This window comes from Uniformispora flossi, from assembly GCF_049534875.1.
In the GTDB taxonomy this organism is placed as follows: Bacteria; Actinomycetota; Actinomycetes; order Streptomycetales; family Streptomycetaceae; genus Yinghuangia; species Yinghuangia aomiensis.
Genome location: NZ_JBMULZ010000007.1, coordinates 140,033 through 160,408 on the forward strand (window position 1 = coordinate 140,033; position 20,376 = coordinate 160,408).

Annotated in this window: 19 protein-coding genes; 8 read left to right on the forward strand and 11 right to left on the reverse strand. The window is 72.2% G+C overall.

What is annotated here, in order from left to right:
• Positions 1-1,139: 1,139 nt before the first annotated feature.
• Positions 1,140-1,310 (reverse strand): hypothetical protein, encoded by a 171-nt coding sequence (locus ACPA54_RS17790; protein ID WP_423530849.1) that lies wholly within the window; start codon positions 1,308-1,310, stop codon positions 1,140-1,142.
• Between the two features lie 171 nt (positions 1,311-1,481).
• Between ACPA54_RS17790 and ACPA54_RS17795 the strand changes: the two genes are divergently transcribed.
• Positions 1,482-2,342 carry a hypothetical protein gene (locus tag ACPA54_RS17795; protein WP_423530851.1) on the forward strand — a complete coding sequence of 287 codons (861 nt, stop codon included), beginning with the start codon at positions 1,482-1,484 and terminating at the stop codon, positions 2,340-2,342.
• A gap of 855 nt (positions 2,343-3,197) precedes the next feature.
• Entirely contained in the window at positions 3,198-3,848 is a 651-nt protein-coding gene (locus tag ACPA54_RS17800) for an MBL fold metallo-hydrolase (protein ID WP_423530853.1), read from the forward strand.
• 9 nt (positions 3,849-3,857) lie between these two features.
• Here the strand turns inward: ACPA54_RS17800 and ACPA54_RS17805 are convergent, their stop codons facing one another.
• Positions 3,858-5,249 carry a hypothetical protein gene (locus tag ACPA54_RS17805; protein WP_423530855.1) on the reverse strand — a complete coding sequence of 464 codons (1,392 nt, stop codon included), beginning with the start codon at positions 5,247-5,249 and terminating at the stop codon, positions 3,858-3,860.
• 220 nt (positions 5,250-5,469) lie between these two features.
• The gene (locus tag ACPA54_RS17810) at positions 5,470-6,933 is read right to left on the reverse strand and encodes an MFS transporter (protein WP_423530857.1); all 1,464 of its coding nucleotides are present in this window, start codon (positions 6,931-6,933) and stop codon (positions 5,470-5,472) included.
• A gap of 324 nt (positions 6,934-7,257) precedes the next feature.
• Here ACPA54_RS17810 and ACPA54_RS17815 point away from each other — a divergent pair, with 324 nt between their 5' ends.
• Both ACPA54_RS17815 and ACPA54_RS17820 read left to right on the forward strand, forming a co-directional pair.
• Positions 7,258-7,866, forward strand: a complete 609-nt coding sequence (locus ACPA54_RS17815) for a TetR/AcrR family transcriptional regulator (protein ID WP_423530859.1) — start codon at positions 7,258-7,260, stop codon at positions 7,864-7,866.
• Positions 7,863-8,303, forward strand: a complete 441-nt coding sequence (locus ACPA54_RS17820) for a GNAT family N-acetyltransferase (protein WP_423530861.1) — start codon at positions 7,863-7,865, stop codon at positions 8,301-8,303. The genes ACPA54_RS17815 and ACPA54_RS17820 overlap by 4 nt, the downstream gene beginning before the upstream one ends.
• Positions 8,304-8,409: 106 nt before the next feature.
• On the opposite strand, the gene ACPA54_RS17825 is transcribed toward ACPA54_RS17820, so the two are convergent.
• On the reverse strand, positions 8,410-8,886 hold the full coding sequence (locus tag ACPA54_RS17825) for a GNAT family N-acetyltransferase (protein WP_423530863.1): 477 nt from the start codon (positions 8,884-8,886) through the stop codon (positions 8,410-8,412).
• A 140-nt stretch (positions 8,887-9,026) separates the two neighbouring features.
• Here ACPA54_RS17825 and ACPA54_RS17830 point away from each other — a divergent pair, with 140 nt between their 5' ends.
• Positions 9,027-9,641 carry a GNAT family N-acetyltransferase gene (locus ACPA54_RS17830; RefSeq protein WP_423530865.1) on the forward strand — a complete coding sequence of 205 codons (615 nt, stop codon included), beginning with the start codon at positions 9,027-9,029 and terminating at the stop codon, positions 9,639-9,641.
• 22 nt (positions 9,642-9,663) lie between these two features.
• On the opposite strand, the gene ACPA54_RS17835 is transcribed toward ACPA54_RS17830, so the two are convergent.
• The 5 genes from ACPA54_RS17835 to ACPA54_RS17855 all read right to left on the reverse strand — a co-directional run bounded on the left by ACPA54_RS17835 (position 9,664) and on the right by ACPA54_RS17855 (position 15,145).
• The gene (locus ACPA54_RS17835) at positions 9,664-10,683 is read right to left on the reverse strand and encodes a TIGR03842 family LLM class F420-dependent oxidoreductase (RefSeq protein ID WP_423530867.1); all 1,020 of its coding nucleotides are present in this window, start codon (positions 10,681-10,683) and stop codon (positions 9,664-9,666) included.
• A gap of 100 nt (positions 10,684-10,783) precedes the next feature.
• Positions 10,784-12,187: a dihydropyrimidinase gene (hydA, locus tag ACPA54_RS17840; RefSeq protein WP_423530868.1), complete on the reverse strand. Its 1,404-nt coding sequence runs from the start codon at positions 12,185-12,187 to the stop codon at positions 10,784-10,786.
• A gap of 1 nt (position 12,188) precedes the next feature.
• The gene (locus tag ACPA54_RS17845; protein ID WP_423530870.1) at positions 12,189-13,031 is read right to left on the reverse strand and encodes a nitrilase-related carbon-nitrogen hydrolase; all 843 of its coding nucleotides are present in this window, start codon (positions 13,029-13,031) and stop codon (positions 12,189-12,191) included.
• A 191-nt stretch (positions 13,032-13,222) separates the two neighbouring features.
• A complete protein-coding gene (locus tag ACPA54_RS17850) occupies positions 13,223-13,900 on the reverse strand; it encodes a lysophospholipid acyltransferase family protein (protein WP_423530872.1) in 678 nt (225 codons plus the stop codon).
• Positions 13,901-13,984: 84 nt separating this feature from the next.
• Positions 13,985-15,145, reverse strand: coding sequence for an epoxide hydrolase family protein (locus ACPA54_RS17855; RefSeq protein WP_423530874.1), 1,161 nt, complete (start codon positions 15,143-15,145; stop codon positions 13,985-13,987).
• 462 nt (positions 15,146-15,607) lie between these two features.
• Here ACPA54_RS17855 and ACPA54_RS17860 point away from each other — a divergent pair, with 462 nt between their 5' ends.
• Complete coding sequence (locus tag ACPA54_RS17860) at positions 15,608-16,087, forward strand: cupin domain-containing protein (protein ID WP_423530876.1); 480 nt, start codon at positions 15,608-15,610, stop codon at positions 16,085-16,087.
• Between the two features lie 87 nt (positions 16,088-16,174).
• On the opposite strand, the gene ACPA54_RS17865 is transcribed toward ACPA54_RS17860, so the two are convergent.
• Together ACPA54_RS17865 and ACPA54_RS17870 are read right to left on the reverse strand one after the other, a co-directional pair.
• Positions 16,175-17,044, reverse strand: coding sequence for an arylamine N-acetyltransferase family protein (locus tag ACPA54_RS17865; RefSeq protein WP_423530878.1), 870 nt, complete (start codon positions 17,042-17,044; stop codon positions 16,175-16,177).
• Positions 17,041-18,498, reverse strand: a complete 1,458-nt coding sequence (locus ACPA54_RS17870; protein ID WP_423530880.1) for a glycosyltransferase family 87 protein — start codon at positions 18,496-18,498, stop codon at positions 17,041-17,043. Before ACPA54_RS17870 ends, ACPA54_RS17865 begins: the two co-directional genes overlap by 4 nt.
• Before the next feature lie 163 nt (positions 18,499-18,661).
• Between ACPA54_RS17870 and ACPA54_RS17875 the strand changes: the two genes are divergently transcribed.
• Both ACPA54_RS17875 and ACPA54_RS17880 read left to right on the forward strand, forming a co-directional pair.
• Positions 18,662-19,843 (forward strand): molybdopterin-dependent oxidoreductase, encoded by a 1,182-nt coding sequence (locus ACPA54_RS17875; protein ID WP_423530882.1) that lies wholly within the window; start codon positions 18,662-18,664, stop codon positions 19,841-19,843.
• On the forward strand, positions 19,840-20,352 hold the full coding sequence (locus tag ACPA54_RS17880; protein WP_423530884.1) for a hypothetical protein: 513 nt from the start codon (positions 19,840-19,842) through the stop codon (positions 20,350-20,352). Before ACPA54_RS17875 ends, ACPA54_RS17880 begins: the two co-directional genes overlap by 4 nt.
• The last annotated feature ends 24 nt before the right edge of the window (positions 20,353-20,376 follow it).

Genomic DNA, 20,376 nt, shown 5'->3' on the forward strand with positions numbered 1-20,376 from the left:
TAGCCGACGGCGTTCGCGCGCTGTTGGTGGCGCGAGTGATGCCACCGCTCCCCGGACATGGGGCACTCGTCGCACGCGGAGTTTCCCGTGGCGACCGCTTGCCTGGGCCTGCCGCACCGGTGATGTCCTCGGCGCGGCCCCTTCCTGCCGCGCGCGCCGCAGGCTCTGGAGCCCGCGGGGACTCGGGGGCGCGGGGGCGACCGTCGGCGGGATCGCCACCCGGTAAGCGTCGCCGTGGGTCCGGAGGACGAAAGAACGAGACGGGCGCGGTGGCGGTGACAGTCGCTTGGCGACTTCTGTGGGCGCATTCAAGGGGCGTTGGCCGGCGTTGGCCCCGTGGTCGTCGTCGGTGCCCCGGTCGGCCACCGCCACCACCGGCTCCGCGGCTGCACGATGAACGCTTGGCAGCGTGGGCCTCGCCTGTCCGAGCTGCTTGTCGCAGGTCGGCGACCGGAAGCCATTCCCCTTTGAGGGCGATTCAGGGTAATTCGTGAATTTCGGGTGATCTATCCCCGTATTGGGGTGTGTCGGGCTCGATCGGAAGGTGGGCTGCCCCCTAGCGTCGGGGGCGGCGCGTACCTCGGCTCTGTGCAGGGCTGGTTGCGCGCGGTCCACCGCCCCCGTCGGGAGGTCCCGTGTCCGAAGAGGTGGAGAACCGCCCCGCCCCGCCCACCCGCCCGCGCAAATCGCGGCGCGCGGCGACGACCACCGCGGACGAACAGTCACCGCACCCCCAGGCCGAGTCGGCCGAGGAACCCAAGCCGCGGACCCGGCGTTCGAAGGCGCCCAAGAACTCGACGCGGACGCCGGGGCGTGAAGCGTCGCCGACGGATGCGCCCACAGGTGGTGATGTACCGGCGGACGGCGGGGTGGCGGCGTCGGCGGACGTGGCACCGTCGCCGGACGGCTCGACGGTGACGGAAGGGGCATCGTCAACGAACGCCGCTGCGTCGGCGGATGGTTCGGGGCCGAAGGCGGCCGTGCCCGACACGGTCGAGTGGTCGGCGTCGAGTTCGGCGCCGGCTTTGGCCGAGTCGGCTGCGGGAGCGCGTGAGTCGCGCAACTCGGCCGTGGAGGCACCGGCTGGACGGCGGCGCAAGTCGTCTGCGCGCAAGTCGCGTTCGACGGCGGTCGATACGTCAGCCGGTCAGGGCGCTTCGACCGCGGAAGCCGCAGAGGCAGGAAGTCCGCGCGGCGCGCAGGTCGGCGCCGAGGAGTCGCGGACGACGGCCGACGATGCCCTCAAGGACGACGCCGGACGGCCCGCGGCGTCGGCCGAGGGGGCCGTCGGTCAGACCGCCCGCACGCACGATTCGGCGCCACCCGTCGTGTCGGCGGACGACGACGATGCGTGGTCGTCCGCCGCGGCGAACGTTGCGGCTGCGCAAGGCGGGTCCAGGAGTGGTGCGGCAACGGGAGCCACGTCGACGGCGGACACCGAACCGCACGTCAGCCCGGTCGATGTGGTCGATGCGTCTCCCGTGTCGACGGAAGACGGTCAAGAGCCACCCCGTGACGGCACCGCTGCTGTAGCACACCCCGCCGGATCCACGCAGGCTGCGGTCGAAGCCGACGGCGCGACTCGCGGGACCACAGCCGACGTCGCGGCGGATGCCGCCTCAACCGACACCGCCGACGCGTCCTCCGCGTCGACGGACGAAGTCGCCGAACCGGTCGAGGCGACCACCGGCGCCCCAGCCGAAGCCACCCCGGCTGAAGCCGACGCCGACCATGACACCAAGGCCGAGGCCGTCGACAACGCTCAGGCGGACCTCGACGTCGACGCCGACCGCGAGACCGCGGCCGAGACGGAGACCGAGGCCGACACGGAGGCCGAGGCCGACGACGAAGCCGCGGCCGACCACGAGACCGACGAAGCGTCCGACGACGCAACCATCACCGACGACGACCCCTCCGCCTCCCAAGACACCCCCCACCCACCCCTCCCCGCCCTCGCCGACTCCATCCCCCTCCCCGCCCGCGTCCAGGCCCCCGCGGCCGCGTTCGGTCGGCTCATGTCCCGGCGGTCGCCGCTGGTCCACCTCGGCGTCCTGGCCGTGGCTTGGGTCCTGGCCCTCGGCGGGGTCGCCCTGCTCTGGCAAGGGCTCCCGGGCGGCGGCGGAGGCGCCGGGATCTGGGGGTTTCTCGGACTGCTGATGGCGTGTGTCGGCTGCGGGTTGGGCGTGGCGCAGGCCGTACCCGTGGCACGGACCCGGGAACCGGAAATCGCCGCGAGCGGCTGGGCGGTGGCCGGACTTGCCACCGCGGTGATCGGCGGGCTGGGCGTCGTCGCGGTCGTCGCCATCAACGAGATCGCGTGGGTGTGGAACCGGATCGGCTGACGAACCGCAGCCACGGTCGACGGCACGGCGGTACAGGCCGCACCGCCGACCGTCGAAGCCGACGCTGACCGCACCGACGCTGCGCCACCCGCGCGGGGAGTAGGCCGTCGGACTCGCAGAGCGGGAAGCGCGGTGACCACGGCGATGTCCCGGTGTGCCGACCATCCGCGTGGACCTCGGCGCGGACCCGGCCGAACGGGCGCAGCACGCTGACCCACCGAGGACAGCGATCGCGTCGGGCAGCCCCGCCGGCTGACGCCCGACGGCCACGACCGACGGCCACGATCGACGGCGATCACGGCCCAGGCAGCCCCGAAGGCATCGATGCTGCCACCAGCCCCACGGAGCACAGTCGGCGTGCAGGAAAGCGGCGGCGCGATCACGGCGATGTCGGTGCCCCGGCGTCCGGGTGGACGTCGACACAGACCCGGTCGAACAGTCCCGTCACGCTCAGAAGAGCGATCGCGCCGGGCAGCCCACCCGCGGCTCGACTTCGACAGCGCGGCCCTCGAACCAGGCAGTGCGGACTGCCGCGCAGCGCCAAGCGGGCGGGCGGCTGATCGTCTGCAATCTCCGACCACGAGAGGGAAGGCGGGCGTGGTATCGGCCGGGCCGCGGTCGAAGACAGCTACCCGGCTGCCAACCCTCTGGGCATCAACGCCGACGCCACATACATGTCACTGCCGCCGCACCACACCACGGTTGACGCCGACCTTCGGCCGCGTCGCATGCCCGGACCACGAAGTCACCCGCGACCACATCACGCCGACTGCCTCGGCTCGCCGCCGGACACGCCTCCGCGCCGGGCCGCCCCGGATGCGATCGAGAGCCGGACCCGGGGCGTACCGTACGGCCATGGAGTTCACCAAGCTCGGCCATTCCTGCGTCCGTCTGCGCGCCAAGGGCGTCACCTTGGTCATCGATCCCGGCGCGTTCAGCGACCCCGGGGCCGTCGACGGCGCGGACGCGGTCCTGGTCACGCACGAGCACTTCGATCACGTGGTGCCCGACCGGTTGCGGGCCGCGCTCGCGGCGAATCCCGAGCTTGAGGTGTGGACGAACCCGGCCGTCGCCGCGCAGTTCGCCGACCTCGGCGGGCGGGTGCATGCGGTGACGCACGGGGACATGTTCTCCGTGGGCGGCGCGCAAGGCGTTCCGGTGCACGTGTACGGCGAGAAGCACGCGACGATCCACCGCGACATCCCGCTCGTCGACAACGTCGGATTCCTCGTGGACGGGCTGGTGTTCCACCCCGGGGACGCGCTGACCGTCCCCGAGGAGCCCGTCGCCACGCTGCTGACACCCGCGGCCGCGCCGTGGCTCAAGGTGGCCGAGGCGGTCGACTACGTCCGCGAAGTCGCCCCGCGCGAAGCCCTGCTGATCCACGACGCGGTGCTGAGCGACGCCGGGCGCGAGATCCACACCCGGCTGCTGACCGGGCTCACCGAGTCGCCGGACCGCACGGTCGCCCTCCCCGCGAAGGGGACCGACCGGACGCTCGGCTAGCCGCTCCCGTCAGGGGTCCTTCGCCAGGCTCTTGACCGGCGGCGCGGACGCGGGACCGAAAGTGCCGCGCGCCGGTTCCCGCGGACTCCGGTGCTCGACGCCGGCCGGGAGTCGCGGCCCCGCCACGCCGGTCGCCCGGCCGACGGCGGACAGGTTCACCTTGAGGTAGTTCCGGTGGGCCGGGATTCGGGCGATCCCCCTGCCTGCCACGTCCGTCGCCCGCCGCACGGTCTGCGACCGCGGCTCCGGCGCTGTCGAGGGCGGTCCCGCAACCGACCGCGCGCGCGAGGTGTGTGGGGCGCGCGCACCGTGCGCGGCGGCCTGCCGGCTCTTGTCCAGGTGATCGTGGAACACGTCGTGGACCTTGTCCGGTTCGACCGGGGTCGTTCCCCGCAGTGCGTGCAGTTCGTTGACGCGTTGGGCATACCGGCGCATGTTCACCGGGTCCATATCCCCGATGAGGTCCGCGCCACGGGCGAGCCGGGTGGCGATGGCCAGGCCCCAGGTGGCCACATGACCGCCGACGACGAGAGTTTCGATGAGTTTCCGGTCCGACGCCGACGGGTCGCGACCCCCGTTGGGTAGCTCGGAGAGCATTTCCCGCACGATGTCCCAGCGTTGCTCGCTGGTTTCGCTGGGGTTCCAGCGGTCCAGGCATCGGTAGGCGAGGTATGCGGGATCGTCTCTGCGGATTCCCGCGAAGTCGAAGTTCCAGGTGGTGCCGCCGGCATCCCTGATCATCTGCGCCGGCGCGAGGCGGTGGCCGAGGGGCACCGGCCCCGGCTCGTGTTTCCGCATCAGTCCGTCGACAGACCCGAGGAGTCCTTCGGACAATCCGAGAGCCTTGACGATCGGGCGGAACTCCGCACGGAAACGCTCGTGATACCCGCGGGAGAGCGCGCTGTGGAGCGTCAGCGCCTCATGCGTGTTCGTCAGATCGGCGTACGGCCCATCCCAGGTCAACCGTGGCTGGACGGCACTTCCGGCGCGGGCCAGCCCGCCGATGAAGTGCGCCATGTCCGGAACGACGTCCCAGGGAAACGGCGTCGGCTGGTCGGCGACTTCCTTCAGTGTGTCGACGGACTCTCCCGAGACGGCGTCCATGATGAAGCCGGGGAAGTCGCGGCCTCCGAGATGAACCACCGGGACGACTCCCGGCACGTGCTCCTGGAGGACGTGCTGGATCTTTCCCTCGGGACTCGTGCAGGGGTCTTCGAGCGGGTAGGCGACCGCCTGGCTTTTGAGCTCTTTCAAGGCGAACTGCCGCTCGCCGTCGTTGACCAGGTAGACCTTGTTGTTCGAACCCTCGCGGAACACCGCGTCTTTGTGTCCGGCCTCGCGCCACAGGTCGCGGGCTCGGCCGTCGTCAAGCATCGGTACCGCGCCGGCAGGTCGCAGCATCGGACTCGGGCATCTCCTGTGTCGGCAGTCTCTTGCGGTTCCCCGGCGCAAAACCGTTCACGCTGTGGCAACCCCGAGGACTCGTCCCGGTCGCTCATGCTCCCACTCCGATGCCTCCCGTGACTTGCCGACGTCCCCCGTCATCCCGGATGCGCGACCAAGCGGCGTTCCGCACACTCGTGCGCGGTCCGGGTCCTCGGCGAACTCCGGGAACGGGGTACTAGGCCGCGTCGCGGGTGCCGCGGCGCAGCAGCACGATCGCGAGCAGGCAGCCGACCGCGGCGCAGATCCCGGCCGCGCCCAGGGCTGTTGCGATGCCGGACGTCATGGTGCCGCCGCCGCGGGTCTCGGTTCCGTAGACGGTGACCCATGCGGCCAGGCCGACGCCGCCGCCTTGCCACTGGGAGGTTTGCAGCAGCCCGGAGGCCGCGCCGGAGTCGGCGGGGGAGACCGCGGCGAGGGCGTACGTGTTGAGGGTGGGCATCGACATGCCGATGCCCAAGCCGAGTAGGACCATCGGCCAGAGCAGTCCCCCCGCGTAGCTGTCGTGCGGGCCGAGCAGGGTGAAGCCGCCCAGGCCCGCGGCGACGCCGGCCGCGCCGGAGACGATCAGCCGGGTCGGCCCGAAGCGCCGGGAAAGGATCGGCGACAGGCGGGCGGCGGCGAACTGCGCGGCCAGCATCGGGACCAGGAGCAGGCCGGAGGCCACGGGGCTGTAGCCGCGTACTTCCTGGAGGTAGCGGCCCAGGAAGAACAGGGTGCCGAAGACCGCGGCCGCCAGGAGGGCGATGACCGGCAGCGCGCGGGCGAGGGGGCCGCGGAAGGCGAGCCGGAGCGGCATGAGGGGCTGCGGTGCGCGTCGTTCGACGGCGAGGAAGGCCGGGGCCGTCAGAGCGGCGGCGGCGAGGGCGACGAGGGTGGCGGGGGCGGACCAGCCGTCGGAGGCGGCGCGGAGGCACGCGTAGACGAACGCCGTCGCCGCGAGGGTGCCGGTGATCGCTCCGGCGATGTCGAGCCGGCCGGGAGCGGAATGCTGCCGCGCCGGGTCGGGCAGGACGCGAACGGCGGTTGCGGTCAGCAGGATGCCGAGCGGCACGTTGACGAGGAACACCCAGCGCCACGAAGCGAGATCGGTGAGGACGCCGCCCAGGACGAGTCCGGCGGTCGCGCCGCCGCCCAGCACCGCGGAGTACCAGGCGAGCGCCCGGGCCCGGGCCGGGCCGGGGAAGGTCGTGAGGATCAACGCCATCGTGCTGGGGCCGGCCAGCGCTCCGCCGATGCCTTGCGCCACCCGCGCGGTGATCAGCCACCAGGCCCAGGGAGCGCAGCCGGCCAGCAGGGACGCGAGGGTGAACAGGGCGATGCCGGTGAGGAACGCGCGGCGTCGGCCGAACACGTCGCCTAGGCGGCCGCCGAGCAGGAGGAGTCCGCCGAACGCGAGGGTGTAGGCGTTGAGGACCCAGGCACCGGCGGTGGGGGAGAGGTGGACGGCGCGGGTCATGTCGGGCAGCGCCAGGTTCACGACGGTGGCGTCGATGCCGATGAGGAGCATGACGCCGGTGACGACGGCCAGTACCAGCGACGGCCGCGGTGGAGTGGGATCCGCGGACGGTTTGGCGGTGGTGAGGCGGGACCGGGACGCGGTGAGGGCGGATGCGGTCCCGGGCGGGTCGGATGCAGGCATGGCGGAATCCCCGAGTGGTGGGTGGGTGAAGGTGGCCCGGCCGGCCCAGTGGTCGGCCCAGTGGTCGGCCCGGAGCGCGGACCGGCTTTTCCGGCGCCGGGACGCCGGGGCTGGGCATGGCCGGGCATGGCAGGACATGGCAGGGCGAGAAGGCAACGCTGCGTCGGCCTGGCAGCCGACGCCGCAGCGCCGCGGTTTAGAGACGATGTAGTCTCTTCACGTGCCTCGACTTTAGGAGACTCTTCGGTCTCTTACAAGTCCTCCGCGATACTGGATCCCGGCAAGCGGCAGATTCCGCCCGACGATCCGAAGCGAGGTGACCGCGTGGCAGCCACCACCAGCGGTGCCGGCGCGGCCCGCGCCTCCGCGGGGGCGCCCACGCGCCGCCGCGGCCGCGAACTCGAACAGGCCATCTACCAGGCGGTGTTCCAGCAACTCGCGGAAGTCGGCTACGCCGGGTTCAGCATGGACGGGGTGGCCGCGGCGGCCCGTACGGGCAAGGCGCCGCTGTACCGGCGCTGGCCCGACAAGGAGGCGCTGCTGCGGGACGCGCTCAGCGACCGGCTTCCGGACGCCTCGGCGGTGGAGTTCGTCGGTGATCTGCGTGCCGACCTGATCGCGGTGCTGGGGTTCCTGAAGTCCGCGTGCACGGCGACGGCGGATCCCGCGCTGCAGGCCGTCAAGGGGCATGCCGACCCGACGCACGCGTTGGTGCGCGAACGGGTGTCGGAGCCGAGCCGGAGCATGCTGCTCGACGTGCTGGTCGCCGGCGAGGAGCGTGGCGAGGTACGGCGCGGTGCGGCAACTCCTTTGACGGCGCGTGTGGGACCGGCCATGGTGATCTACCAGAACCTGACCGCCCCGGGCACCGTCGACGACGCGTTCGTCGAGCAGATCGTCGACGACGTGCTCCTGCCCTTGGTGAGGCCATGACCTCGTACGCCGTCCGCACCGCCACCCCCGCCGACGTCGACGCGCTCCTCGCCTTCTGGGCGCAGGCGGCGGAGGGCACGAGCATCACCGACGACCGCGACGGGGTGGCACGACTCGTCGCGTGGGACCCCGAGGCGGTGCTGATCGCCCACGCGGCGTCGGGGCCGGACGCCGCCGCGATCGCCGGGACCGTCATCGCCGGCTTCGACGGCTGGCGCTGCCACCTCTACCGCCTCGCCGTCGACCCCGCCCGGCGCCGCCAGGGCATCGGCCGGCTCCTCCTCGACGCCGCCGAGGAGCGTTTCACCCGGCTCGGCGGCCGCCGCGGCGACGCGATGGTCCTCGACCACAACGAACTCGGCCGCTCCGCCTGGGCCGCCCAGGGCTACGCCCCCGAACCCCAGTGGACCCGCTGGACGAAGCCGCTGAAGGCCTAGCGCCGGCTCCGCGAAGGCGCAGCGAAGGCGCAGCGAAGGCGCGGCAAGGGGGCAAGCGAAGGCTCCGCGAGGGCAAGCGAAGGCGACGTGAAGGCCTGGCCCGGTGTCAGGCGCCCCCCAACTTCGCCAACGCCTCCCCCGTCAGCCGGTACACCGTCCACTCGTCCTGCGGCCCCGCGCCCAGCTTGCGGTAGAAGCCGATCGCGGGTTCGTTCCAGTCGAGGACCGACCACTCGACCCGCCCGTACCCCCGCTCGACCGCGATGCGGGCCAACTCCGTCAGCAAGGCTTTGCCGTGCCCGCCGCCCCGCGCCGCGGGGGTGACGAACAGGTCCTCCAGGTAGATCCCGGGCTTTCCCAGCCACGTCGAGTACGTCGTGAACCACAAGGCGAAGCCCACCGGTTCGCCCGTCGCGTCGTCCTGCGCGATCAGGACCTGCGCGGCCGGGGCCGGGCCGAACAGGTCGCGTTCGAAGTCCTCCGCCGTCGCCCGGGCCTCGTGCGGGGCCTGTTCGTAGGCGGCGAGTTCGTACACGAACCGGACGATGGTCGGGACGTCCTCCCGCACAGCGCTTCTGATCATGCCGGAACGCTACCGCCGACCGCGCCGCCCGCGACTGCGCAACCGGGCGCGTCGCGGCTACGATCGAGCCGGTCCCGGGGGTGCGACACGGCAGGTCCACGCCCCACGTCCTGCGCACGTTCCGCCCCGAAGGAGTCGCCGTGAGCGCCCCCGTCCCCTGGACGCTCGACCACATTGCGGCCGACGAGGTCGCGCGCCCCGCGATGCGCGCCGCGATACGTGCGCTCTATACCGAGGTGTACGCCGAGGAACCGTATCTGCGGACCGAGGCCGACGCCGCGGCGTGGGACGAGGGCGTGCTCGCCCAACACCTGGCGAACCCGTACTTCCGCCTGGTGTTCGCCCGTTCGACCGAGGGCGGGGTGCCGTACGGCTTCGCGCTCGGCACCGCGCTGCAGCCCGACACCCGCTGGTGGTCCGGCATGCTCGACCCGCTGCCCGACCGGATGACCCGGGAGGACGGCCGGCAGACCTTCGCCGTCTACGAGTTCGTCGTCCGCAAGCAGTTCCGCCGGCAGCGCCTCGGCACCGCCATGCACCGCGCGCTCGTCGGCCCCTGGACCGGCACCCGCACCACGCTCACGCTGCGCCCGAGCGCGCCGGCCGCGGTGGCGTTCTGGGCCCGCCAGGGGTACCGCGCGGTCGGGTTCTCGCGCCCGTACCCGCTTTCGCCGGTCTACACGATGATGCTGCGCGACCACGAACACGGCAGGTTCCGGGACGGCTGGGGCCCCGGAACCCCGTCGGACGCATGAGCCGCCGGCCACCGGCCGCCCGTCACCCCAGCAGCGGAATGACCCGCTCTCCGTAAGCCGCCACCGTGCTGTCCCGCTCGTCGTGCATCGCGTACACGGCGAACTGGTCGATGCCGATCTCGCGGAGTTCCATGAGGCGTTGCAGATGTGTCTCGACCGGGCCGATCAGGCAGAAGCGGTCGATGACGTTGTCCGGCACGAAGTCGGTCGACGGGTTGTCGGCCCGGCCGTGGTGGCTGTAGTCGTAGCCCTGGCGGTTCTTGATGTACGCGGTCAGCTCGTCGGGCACGGCCGACGAGTGCTCGCCGTAGCGGGCGACCAGGTCGGCGACGTGGTTGCCGACCATGCCGCCGAACCAGCGGCACTGGTCGCGGGCGTGGGACAGCGCGCCGGCGGAGTCGTCGGCGGTGACGTACGCGGGCGCGGCGACGCACATGGTGATGGCGTCGGGGTCGCGTCCGGCGCGTTCGGCGGCGAGGCGGACGGACTTGACCATGAAGTCGGTCAGGTACGGGTCGGCGAGCTGGAGGATGAACCCGTCGGCTTGGCGGCCGACGAGTTCGAGGGCGCGCGGCCCGTATCCGGCCATCCAGATCGGTAGTTGCGCGGCTTCGGGGCGCACCCACGGGATGCGGACGCGGGTGCCGTGCATGTCGACTTCGCGGCCTTCGGCGAGTTCCTTGATGACGCGCATGCCTTCGCCGAGTCGGGCGAGGGTGGCCGGGTGCCCGCCGGGGACGCGGACGGCCGAGTCGCCGCGGCCGATGCCGCAGACGGTGCGCGGGCCGTACATGTCGTTGAGGGTGGCGAACAGGGATGCGGTGACGGTCCAGTCGCGGGTGATCGGGTTGGTCACCATGGGGCCGATGCGGATCCGGCTGGTGGCTTCCAGAATGCGGCTGTAGATGACGAACGGTTCCTGCCACAGCACCACCGAGTCGAACGTCCAGCCGTGCGTGAACCCGGCCGCTTCGGCGGTGCGCATGAGGGCGATGACGTCGTCGGCGGGCGGGTCGGCTTGCAGGACCAGGCCGAAGTCCATGGCGGTTCTTCCCTGAGGGTGCGAAGGACGGAAAGACGAAACGACGGAAGGGCAGAAGGGCGGAAGGGCAAAAGGGCGGAAGGCGGCAGTGGAAGGGGGCTCAGCTGCCGTTCAGGTACTGGCAGGTCGCCCGTTCGACGTACCGCCCGTCGCCGGGGCGTCCGAAGTAGCGGCCGCCTTCGACGATCGCCTGGCCGCGCGACATGACGAGGTCGGCGCGGCCGGTGACTTCGCGGCCTTCGTACGCCGAGTAGTCGACGTTCATGTGGTGCGTGGCCGCGGACAGGGTGTGTTTGGCGGCCGGGTCGTAGACGAGGAGGTCGGCGTCGGCGCCCGGCGCGATGGTGCCCTTGCGCGGGTACATGCCGAACATGCGTGCGGGTGCGGCGCACGCGAGTTCGATCCAGCGGCGGCGCGAGATGTGCCCGTCGACGACGGCCTGGTGCAGCAGGTCCATGCGGTTCTCGACGCCCGGCAGCCCGTTGGGGATCTTGGAGAAGTCGTCGCGGCCGAGGTCCTTCTGGCCGGTGAAACAGAACGGGCAGTGGTCGGTCGACACCACGCTCAGGTCGTTGCCGCGCAGTCCGCGCCACAGTGCCGCCTGGTGTTCGGCGGGCCGCAGCGGCGTCGAGCACACGTACTTGGCGCCTTCGAAGTCCGGCCGGGCGAGGTCGTCCGTGGACAGGAAGAGGTACTGCGGGCAGGTCTCGCCGAACACATCGAGCCCGAGGTCGCGCGCCTGGGTGATCTCGGCGACGGCCTCCGCGGCGGACACGTGCACGACGTAGAGGGGGCTGCCCGCGACGCGGGCGAGCTGGATCGCCCGGTGGGTGGCCTCGGCTTCGAGGAGCGCCTTGCGGACCTCGCCGTGCACGCGCGGGTCGGTGCGGCCCTCGGCGAGCGCCTGGGCGATCAGCACGTCGATGGCGATGCCGTTCTCGGCGTGCATCATCGGCAGCGCGCCGTTGTGCGCGGCCTGCTGCATGGCCCGCAGGATCTGGCCGTCGTCGCTGTAGAGCACGCCGGGATAGGCCATGAACATCTTGAAGCTGGTGACGCCTTCGCCGACCAGCCCGTCCATTTCCTTCAGGGTGGCGTCGTTGACGTCGGCGAGGATCATGTGGAAGCCGTAGTCGACGGCGCACTTGCCGTCGGCTTTGGCATGCCACGCGTCGAGGCCTTCGCGGAGCGAGCCGCCGACCTTCTGGATCGCGAAGTCCACGATCGTGGTGGTGCCGCCGAACGCGGCGGCGCGCGTGCCGGTTTCGAACGTGTCGGACGCGACCGTGCCGCCGAACGGCATCTCCATGTGGGTGTGCACGTCGACGCCGCCCGGCACCACGTACTTGCCGGTCGCGTCGACGACCCGGTCCACGCCGCGCAGCCAGCCCTCGGCGGTCTCCGGCGACGCGACTGCGGCGATGCGTTCGCCTTCGACGAGGACGTCCGCGTACATCTCCTCGGCGGCGGTCACCACGAGACCGCCGCGGACCAGGATGCGCATGTCAGGCCTCCGTGAGCGGGCCGTACGCGTCCGGTCGGCGGTCGCGGTAGAACTGCCACTGCGTGCGGACCTCGTCGATGACCCCGAAGTCCAGGTCCCGGACCACGAGTTCCTCGTCGTGATCGGATGCGACCGGGCCGACGAATTGCCCGCGCGGGTCGACGAAGTAGCTGGTGCCGTAGAAGTCGTTGTCGCCGTACTCCTCGACGCCGACCCGGTTGATCGCCGCGATGAAGTACTCGTTGGCGACCGCGGCGGCCGGCTGCTCCAGCTGCCACAGGTACGACGACAGGCCGCGGCTGGTCGCCGACGGGTTGTAGACGAGCTGCGCCCCGGCCAGGCCGAGGGCCCGCCAGCCCTCCGGGAAGTGCCGGTCGTAGCAGATGTACACGCCGATCCTGCCGGCCGCGGTGTCGAACACCGGCCAGCCCAGGTTGCCCGGGCGGAAGTAGTACTTCTCCCAGAAGCCCTTGAGCTGCGGGATGTGGTGCTTGCGGTACTTGCCGAGCACCGTGCCGTCGGCGTCGATCACCGCGGCGGTGTTGTAGAGGAACCCGGACTGCTCGCGCTCGTAGACCGGGACGACGATCACCATGCCCAGCTCGCGCGCGAGCGCGCTCATCCGCGCGGTCGTCGGCCCGTCCGGGACCGGCTCGGCCCACTGATAGTGCTCGGGCTCCTGGACCTGGCAGAAGTACGGGGCGTTGAAGACTTCCTGGAACCCGATCACCCGCGCGCCCTGCGCCGCGGCCTCGCGGGCGTACGCCTCGTGCCGGTCGACCATCGACGTGGTGTCGCCCGTCCACTTGGCCTGCACGAGTGCGGCGCGTACGACTGGAGACATGCCCGACCCCCAACAGTCAACGAACCTGCCGAACCGGCCGAAACCAGCCGGAATCCGCCGGATCCCACCGGATAGCGTCGGAAAACCGACATGGCGGGAAGAGCCGACTGTAACGCCGGGCATGCGGCGGCCGGTGGATTTCGCGCGGTGCGTGTCGCGTTGGGGGGTTCAGTGCCGTGGGGCAGGGCCGGTCAGGCGTCCTCGGCGGGCCTCTCGTTGTAGACGCCCGCCGTCTCCTGGCCCGACAGCTTCTGGATCGCTTCCATGATCTCGTCGGTGATCTCGCGGCGTGCCTTGCCGACGTCCTTGCGGTCGTAGTGCGCGGAGAAGTCCATCGCCTCGCCGAACCGCACCAGCGCCTTCGGCGAGAACTTGGGGATCTTCGTGCCGATCGGCTGCACCTTGTCGGTGTCCACCAGCCCCACCGGCACCACCGGCACGCGCGCGGTCAGCGCCAGCCACGCCACGCCGGTACGCCCGCGGTACAGCCGTCCGTCCAGCGAACGCGTGCCTTCCGGGTAGATCCCGAACGCGCGCCCCTGGTCGAGGATGCCCTTGCCGGCTTCCAGCGCCGCCATCGCGCCGCGGTTCTCGGAGCGCGGCACCGGCACCGCGCCGAGGCCCTCGAAGAACGCGCGGCTGGCCGCGCCCCGGATCCCGGTGCCCTCGAAGTACTCCGCCTTCGCCAGGAACGTGACCTGGCGCGGCGCGACCAGCGGGATCACCAGGCTGTCGCAGAACGACATGTGGTTGCTCGCGATGATCACGCCGCCGGTCTTCGGGACGTTGTCCGCTCCTTCGACGCGGGGACGCCAGATCGCGCGCGAGGTCGGTGCGACGACGCGGTGCATGAAGTGGTAGAACAGCACGTCTTTCCCCCGGTCGGGTCTAGGGCCAAGCCACCCTACCCACTCCGCGCGGCCCGCCGTGCGACCGCCCACCCCTACGGGTGGTTACCAACCGGTCACCTTGAGCGTCTTGGCCCGCAGTGGCCGGAAAAACGCCCTGATGTCCTCGACGAGCAGCTCCGGCTCCTCCATCGCGGCGAAATGCCCGCCCGACGGCATGTCCGTCCAGTGCACCAGGTTGTACTGCCGCTCCGCCCACCGCCGCGACGGGGTGCTCAGCCGTTCCGCGGGGAAGTACGCGTACCCGGTCGGCACCTCCACCCGGCCCCGCTCGCGCGGCTCCGTGGCCGCCACCGCGTTCTCGTAGTAGAGGCGTGCGGCCGAATGGGCGGTCGCCGTCACCCAGTACAGGGTGATGTTCGTGAGCAGCTCGTCCCGGGTGAACGCCGCCTCGACGTCGCCGCCGCAGTCGCTCCAGCCGCGGAACTTCTCCACGATCCACGACGCCAGCCCGGCCGGTGAATCGGTGAGGCCGTGCCCGAGCGTGTACGGCTTGGTCGCCTGCAGCCGCAGATAGCCCGCCTCGTCGCGCCCCAGGTCCCGCATGCGCGCGAGCGACGCCCGCTCGGCGTCGGTGAACCCGGCCGGATCGTCGTCCGGACCCGGGCCGGCGATCAGCAGGTTGATGTGCAGTCCGACGACGTTTTCCGGCCGCGCCAACGCCAGCTCGGTCGACACCACCGAACCCCAGTCGCCGCCCTGCGCCCCGTAGCGGTCGTAGCCGAGCCGCGCCATCAGCTCGGCGACGGCCGCGGCCATCCGCACCGGACCCCAGCCGGCCTCGCGGACCGGGCTCGACCAGCCGTACCCCGGCAGCGACGGGCACACCACGTGGAAGGCGTCCGGGCCCGGCTCGGTCAGCGGCCCGACGATCTTCGCGAACTCGGCGACCGACCCCGGCCAGCCGTGGCTGATCACCAGCGGCAGCGCGTCCGGATCGGCGGACCGTGCGTGCACGAAGTGGATGCGCTGGTTGTCGATCTCGGTGACGTGGTTCGGGTGCGCGTTCAGCGCGGCCTCGTGCACGCGCCAGTCGTAGCCGTCCCGCCAGTACGCGCACAGTTCGCGCAGGTACTCGGTGTCCGTCCCGGCGTCCCACCCGGTGCCCGGCACCGGCTCGGGCCAGCGGGTCCGGGCGAGCCGCTCGCGCAGGTCGTCGAGAACCGCGTCCGGCACATCGATCCGAAACGGCTGCACAAGGCTCATGGCGCGGTCCGATCCCCGGCCCCATCGGGCCGGACACATGACGGGAAGTCAGATCCCTTGTGTCCTATCCGGATTGGGTGGCGGGATCAAGGGGCGGAGGGGTCGAGGGGGTGCCGTCGGCCGTGCCGGCTCCGCAATGCCGCGGGGTCGAAGCCCCGCTCGGCAGCAGCCGGCGGGCCGTCTGTACGCCGGCCCGCCGACCGCGTGAAAAGGATCTTTCACCGCGCGTAGACCTCTACGCCGGGATCGGCTACCTTGCGCGGTGGGGGGAGAAATCCCCGCGCGGAAGGGCCGGTGCCTGGGGAGGACCACCGGTCCGCGGTGCGGGCCCGGCGTGTGGCAGCCCCCGTCTGCCGTCGTCGCCGGGCCGGCATCCGCGGTTCCGCGTCCGTATGGGACGTTCGGCGTCCGACACAGGACGCCGCGACTGCTGGGGGGAACCATGCAGTTCGGGGTGGGGCGATGACGTACGCGGGAGCGCGTGCCGCCCTCGACACACGGCACGCCCGGACCGAATCCGGGTCGGCCGCCGCATTGTTCGGCGGGGCTTCGGCCCGGCCGGCGGTGCCCGGCCACGTCACGCAGGGCCGGTTCGGCCTGCACGAATGGCTGCTGCCGCCGCACGGCGGCCTGGTGGCGCCGCACAGCCACACGTTGTTCTCCGAGTCGTTCCACGTCGTCTTCGGCACCGTGCAGGTCTACGACGGGGAACGCTGGACTCCCGCGCCCGCGGGCGACTTCCGGCACGTGCCGGAGGGCCGCGACCACGGGTTCCGCAACGACGGCGACGAACCGGCGGCGATGCTGGTCCTCGTCATGCCGGGCGCACCCCGCGAGGCGTACTTCCGCGAACTCGCGGAGATCTCCGCGGCGGGCCGCGACCTCAGCGACGCCGAATGGGACGAGTTGTGGGAGCGCTACGTGCGGGTAGGAGCGACCTGAGAGCAGGCCGTGCTTCCCGCCGATGAAGCGCGGCCCTCCCGCGGCCGGCGAGGGCCCCCACCCCTCGCCGGCCGCGCCAGGTCGTCCTCAGGAGCCGGAGACCGCAAGGTCCGCGGCCCGGCGCAGCAGGTTCTGCTCCTCGTCGATGGTCAGCGGCACGTCGAGCACTTCGAGCCAGTCGGCGAGTTCGCCCGCCGCCAGCGGGCGGTGCTCGGTCGGTTCGCCGGCGCGCCGTACGGTGACGGTGTCGTGGGTGACGGTGACGTGCCGGTCGGGCAGGTGCCGGGCGACGACCAGGGTGCGGGTGAAGTGCGAGTCGGGGTGGGTGCTGGTGTAGTGGTGCCCGATGGCGACATCTATCGGCGTGACCGGCAGTTCGTCGGTGCTGTGCATCATCAGCCAGCCGTTGTCGCGCCAACGGCGCATGCGCCACGTGGTGTCGGCGCAGGCGCCTTCGGTGTCTTTCGCGGGCTCGTCGTGCCGTTCCATCCGGTAGCGCCAGCCGAGGTGGTCGTCTTCCGCGCCGTCGGCGAGGGCGATGGGGCGGAGCAGGCTCATGCCGAAGCCGGTGTCGCAGAGCAACCGCTGTCCGTCGAGGTCGACTTCGACGACCATGTGGGTCCGGCCCTGCCGGCTGCCGTCGGCGGGGTCGCCGACCCGGCCAAGGTGGCGGCGGACGGTGTAGCCGAGGCGTTCCAGCACGGCGGCGAAGACCGTCGAGTGTTCGAAGCAGTAGCCGCCGCGGCCGCGGCCCACGAACTTGCCTTGGACGGCGTCGAGGCCGACGCCCGGGTGCTGCCCGAGCAGCACGTCGATGTTGTCGAAGGTGAACGTGCGGACGTGGGCTTCGTGCAGCGCGTCCAGGCCCGCCCGGGTCGGCTCCTGCGGTTCGAGGCCGACGCGTGCGAGGTAGCCGTCGAGGTCGAGGCGGTCGGCTTGCCATTGATCGGTGGTCACGGCACCAGTGAACCAGCGTCCGCCGACGTCCGCGGCGCGAAGGTCCCGGTGCGGGCCCGCCGGTGCCGCAGCCAGGCGGCGCCGACGACCGCGGCGGTGGCCAGTCCGTAGGCGCCCTGGTGGACGGCGCGGATCTGGCCTTCGGTGAGGTAGAGCAGCCACGTGAAGTAGAGCGCGTATCCGGCGAGACCGACGGCGAGCCATTCGACGCGGCCGTCGAGGACGACCAGGGCGACGAGCAGCAGCGCGTACCACGGGTAGTTGGGTGCCATCACGAGCAGCAGGACGCCGGTCATCGTCAGCGCGGCGCTCCAGGGCCGGTCGGGGTCGGAGCGCCGGGCGACCAGGACCGCGGTGGCGGCCAGGACGGCGACGGCGGCGAACGGGGCGACGGCTTCCGGCAGGGCGAGGTCGAGGAGGCCGAACCGGGCGCCGTCGTCGTAGCGTTCCTCGCGCAGGTAGCCGGGCAGGTAGCCGACGACGGCGGAGCCGGAGGCGAGGAGGTAGGGGACGTACGCGCCCGCGACCGTCAGCACCGCCGCTCCCCAGGTGTGCCACGGCTTGCGCTTGCTCGCGCCGACCAGCGCCGCCGCCGGGAACATCTTCACCGCGATCGCCGCGCCGAGCAGCACGCCGCCCGCGGTCGCCCGGCGCGCGGCGACCGCGGCCAGCCCGAGCAGCATGAGGAACACCCCGAGCCCGTCGACGTGGGCGTTGTTGCCGAGTTCGAGCGGCACCATCGGGCACCATGCCCACAGCACGACGTAGCGCGGGTCGCGTCCGATGCGGCGCAGTATCCGCAGCAGCAGGCCGGTGACGGCGAGTCCGGTGAGTGCGGCGGCGATCTGCACGGGTTCGCGGTGGCCGGGCGGGGTGGCCGCGTGGATGCCGAGGTACCACGCTTGCGCGACGGGCGGGTAGATGGTGTGCACGTTGGGACGGTTGATGAGGGTGCAGCCGCCGTCGGGGAGCGGGTGTTCGAACCAGCCGCGGCAGGCTCCCGGGGGGAACAGCCAGTCGTCGCGCAGGTGGGCGACGGCCGGGTCCTGCGGCGCGTACCGGTAGGGGGAGATCCCGGCGGCTTGCACGCGGCCGTCCCACGCGTAGCGGTAGGCGTCGTCGCTGGTCTGCGGCGGTGCCGACACTGCGACGATCTGGAACGCGACGGCGCCGATCCACACGAGCCACAGGGCACGACGCACCGGGACGCGGCGGATCACCGCGAACGCGGCGAGCGTGAACAGCGCCCAGGCGACGCCGTACACGGCGTACGTGCCCGGCGTGCCGGGCCGTGTGTAGGGGCCGTGGACGGCGTACGCGAGGACCGCGCCGAGTGCGGTGGCGCAGGCCGCGGCGGCGCAGGTCCACGCGGTGCGGCTCCCGGCGCTTCGGCGGTCGGCGGGGGGCCGCGGGGCGGTGCGCCCGGTCCCGGTGCCGGGCGTGCTGATGTGCATGGTCCGACCTTGGCAGTTCGACGCCGGCGGATCGGTGTGCGCGGAGGTACGTCAGCGATTCGTAAGCAGATGGGCGTCTGCCGATGCTCCGTTTGGCGTTTGTCAGGATTCGGTAATGCGCGCCGGAGGTACGCGGCGGTGCTTTCGGGGGTTGAGTGCGGTCATGAGGAGGAATCGCATCCCCAGTGACGTGCCGCTGCCCGAGCCCCCGGAGGCGTTGCGCCGCGGGCCGCTGCGCGAGGGCGCGTTCGGCAAGGCGTTGCACGATCCGCGCACGGCGGTGGTGGTGGGGCGTTGGCTGGGCCCCGCGTTCGCGGTGTGCTTCGTGACCGGGCTGATCAGCCACTACATGCAGCACCAGCCGAGCTGGCTCGCCATCCCGAGCCGCCCGGTGTGGGGCTATCGGGTCACCCAGGGCCTGCACGTGGCGACCGGTCTTGCGGCGATTCCGCTGCTGCTGGTGAAGCTGTGGGTGGTCTATCCGCGGTTGTACGTGTGGCCGCCTGCGCGGTCGGTCCGGCATGCCGTGGAACGGCTGACGGTCGCGGTGCTGGTGGCCGCGGCGCTGTTCGAGCTGATCACCGGACTGATCAACATCGTCGAGTGGTACCCGTGGCCGTTCCCGTTCGTGCCGGTGCATTTCTGGATCGGCTGGGTGGCGACCGGGTCGGTCGTGCTGCACATCGCGGTGCAGCTGCCGGTGATCGCCGCGCACTGGCGACGCGGTCCGGAGGCGCTGCCGGCTGTGGACGGCCCGTCGCGGCGCGGGTTGTTGGCCGGGCTGGCGGCGTCCGTCGGAGTGGTGACGCTTGCGACGGTCGGGGAGACGGTGGCGCCGCTGGCGGAGGTGTCGCCGCTGGCGTTCCGACGCCCGCGGGTGGGCTCGCAGCATCTGCCGGTCAACCGCACGGCGGCCGCGGCCGGTGTCCTGCCGGTCGTCCACGACCCCGGATGGCGGCTGACCGTTCTCGGCCCGCAGGAACTCTCGCTCTCCCGCGACGAGTTGCTGGCGATGCCGCAGCACACCGTGAAGCTGCCGATCGCATGCGTCGAGGGCTGGAGCGCGTCGGCCACCTGGTCGGGGGTCCGCGTCCGCGACCTGCTCGACCGCGCCGGGGCACCGCACGACGCGACCCTGCGTGTGGTGTCCCTGGAGAAGTTCGGCGCCTACGCGGTCATGGAGATGCGCAAGGAGTACACCCGCGATCCACTCACCTTGCTCGCCCTGACGGTCAACGGCGAAACGCTGAACGAGGACCACGGCTACCCGGCCCGGATCATCGCCCCCAACCGGCCCGGCGTGCTGCAGACGAAGTGGGTCGACCGGATGGAGGTGCTGGCATGACCGGGCAGGCAGGCCCCGATCCGGCCGCGGACGAGACGGCCCGCGTCCCCGTGTCGCGCGCCATGACGGTGTCCCGGCTCGTCCTGGGCGCGGCCGGGCTGGCGGCGATCGGCTATGGCACGGCCGGACTGCTCGACGAGCCGTCGTACGTCGACAAGTGGGGCGTCGGCCGCTGGCTCCTGGGCGGCCTGCTCGCCCACGACATCGCCTTCGCCGCCCTCGTGTTCGGCACCGGCGGGCTGGTGATGCGCGTCGGCCGCGGCCGTGGACCCGAGCCGTGGGTACGCCGCACCCTGCTCGGCGGACTGGCGGCCGGCGTCGCGGCCACGCTCGTCGCCCTGCCCGTGTTCGTGCGGCCTTGGCCGCCGCCCAACCCGTCCGCGCTGCCGCTGGCCTACGGCCGCAACCTCGCCGTGGTGTGGGGCGTGGTGGCGGCCGGGACGGGGATGGTCATCGTGATCCGGAAGTGGGCGATGCGGCGCCGCCGGGAGGGTGCCGGGCACGGGTAGGGAGGAGGCGGCGGGGCGTCTGTG

Coding starts and splice junctions, on each gene's coding strand:
- ACPA54_RS17820 (WP_423530861.1), top strand. CDS start 7,863: ATGACCTCGTACGCCGTCCGCACCGCCACCCCCGCCGACGTCGACGCG.
- ACPA54_RS17800 (WP_423530853.1), top strand. CDS start 3,198: ATGGAGTTCACCAAGCTCGGCCATTCCTGCGTCCGTCTGCGCGCCAAG.
- ACPA54_RS17835 (WP_423530867.1), bottom strand. CDS start 10,683: ATGGACTTCGGCCTGGTCCTGCAAGCCGACCCGCCCGCCGACGACGTC.
- ACPA54_RS17875 (WP_423530882.1), top strand. CDS start 18,662: ATGAGGAGGAATCGCATCCCCAGTGACGTGCCGCTGCCCGAGCCCCCG.
- ACPA54_RS17870 (WP_423530880.1), bottom strand. CDS start 18,498: ATGCACATCAGCACGCCCGGCACCGGGACCGGGCGCACCGCCCCGCGG.
- ACPA54_RS17880 (WP_423530884.1), top strand. CDS start 19,840: ATGACCGGGCAGGCAGGCCCCGATCCGGCCGCGGACGAGACGGCCCGC.
- ACPA54_RS17805 (WP_423530855.1), bottom strand. CDS start 5,249: ATGCTGCGACCTGCCGGCGCGGTACCGATGCTTGACGACGGCCGAGCC.
- ACPA54_RS17845 (WP_423530870.1), bottom strand. CDS start 13,031: ATGTCTCCAGTCGTACGCGCCGCACTCGTGCAGGCCAAGTGGACGGGC.
- ACPA54_RS17825 (WP_423530863.1), bottom strand. CDS start 8,886: ATGATCAGAAGCGCTGTGCGGGAGGACGTCCCGACCATCGTCCGGTTC.
- ACPA54_RS17860 (WP_423530876.1), top strand. CDS start 15,608: ATGACGTACGCGGGAGCGCGTGCCGCCCTCGACACACGGCACGCCCGG.
- ACPA54_RS17810 (WP_423530857.1), bottom strand. CDS start 6,933: ATGCCTGCATCCGACCCGCCCGGGACCGCATCCGCCCTCACCGCGTCC.
- hydA (WP_423530868.1), bottom strand. CDS start 12,187: ATGCGCATCCTGGTCCGCGGCGGTCTCGTGGTGACCGCCGCCGAGGAG.
- ACPA54_RS17855 (WP_423530874.1), bottom strand. CDS start 15,145: ATGAGCCTTGTGCAGCCGTTTCGGATCGATGTGCCGGACGCGGTTCTC.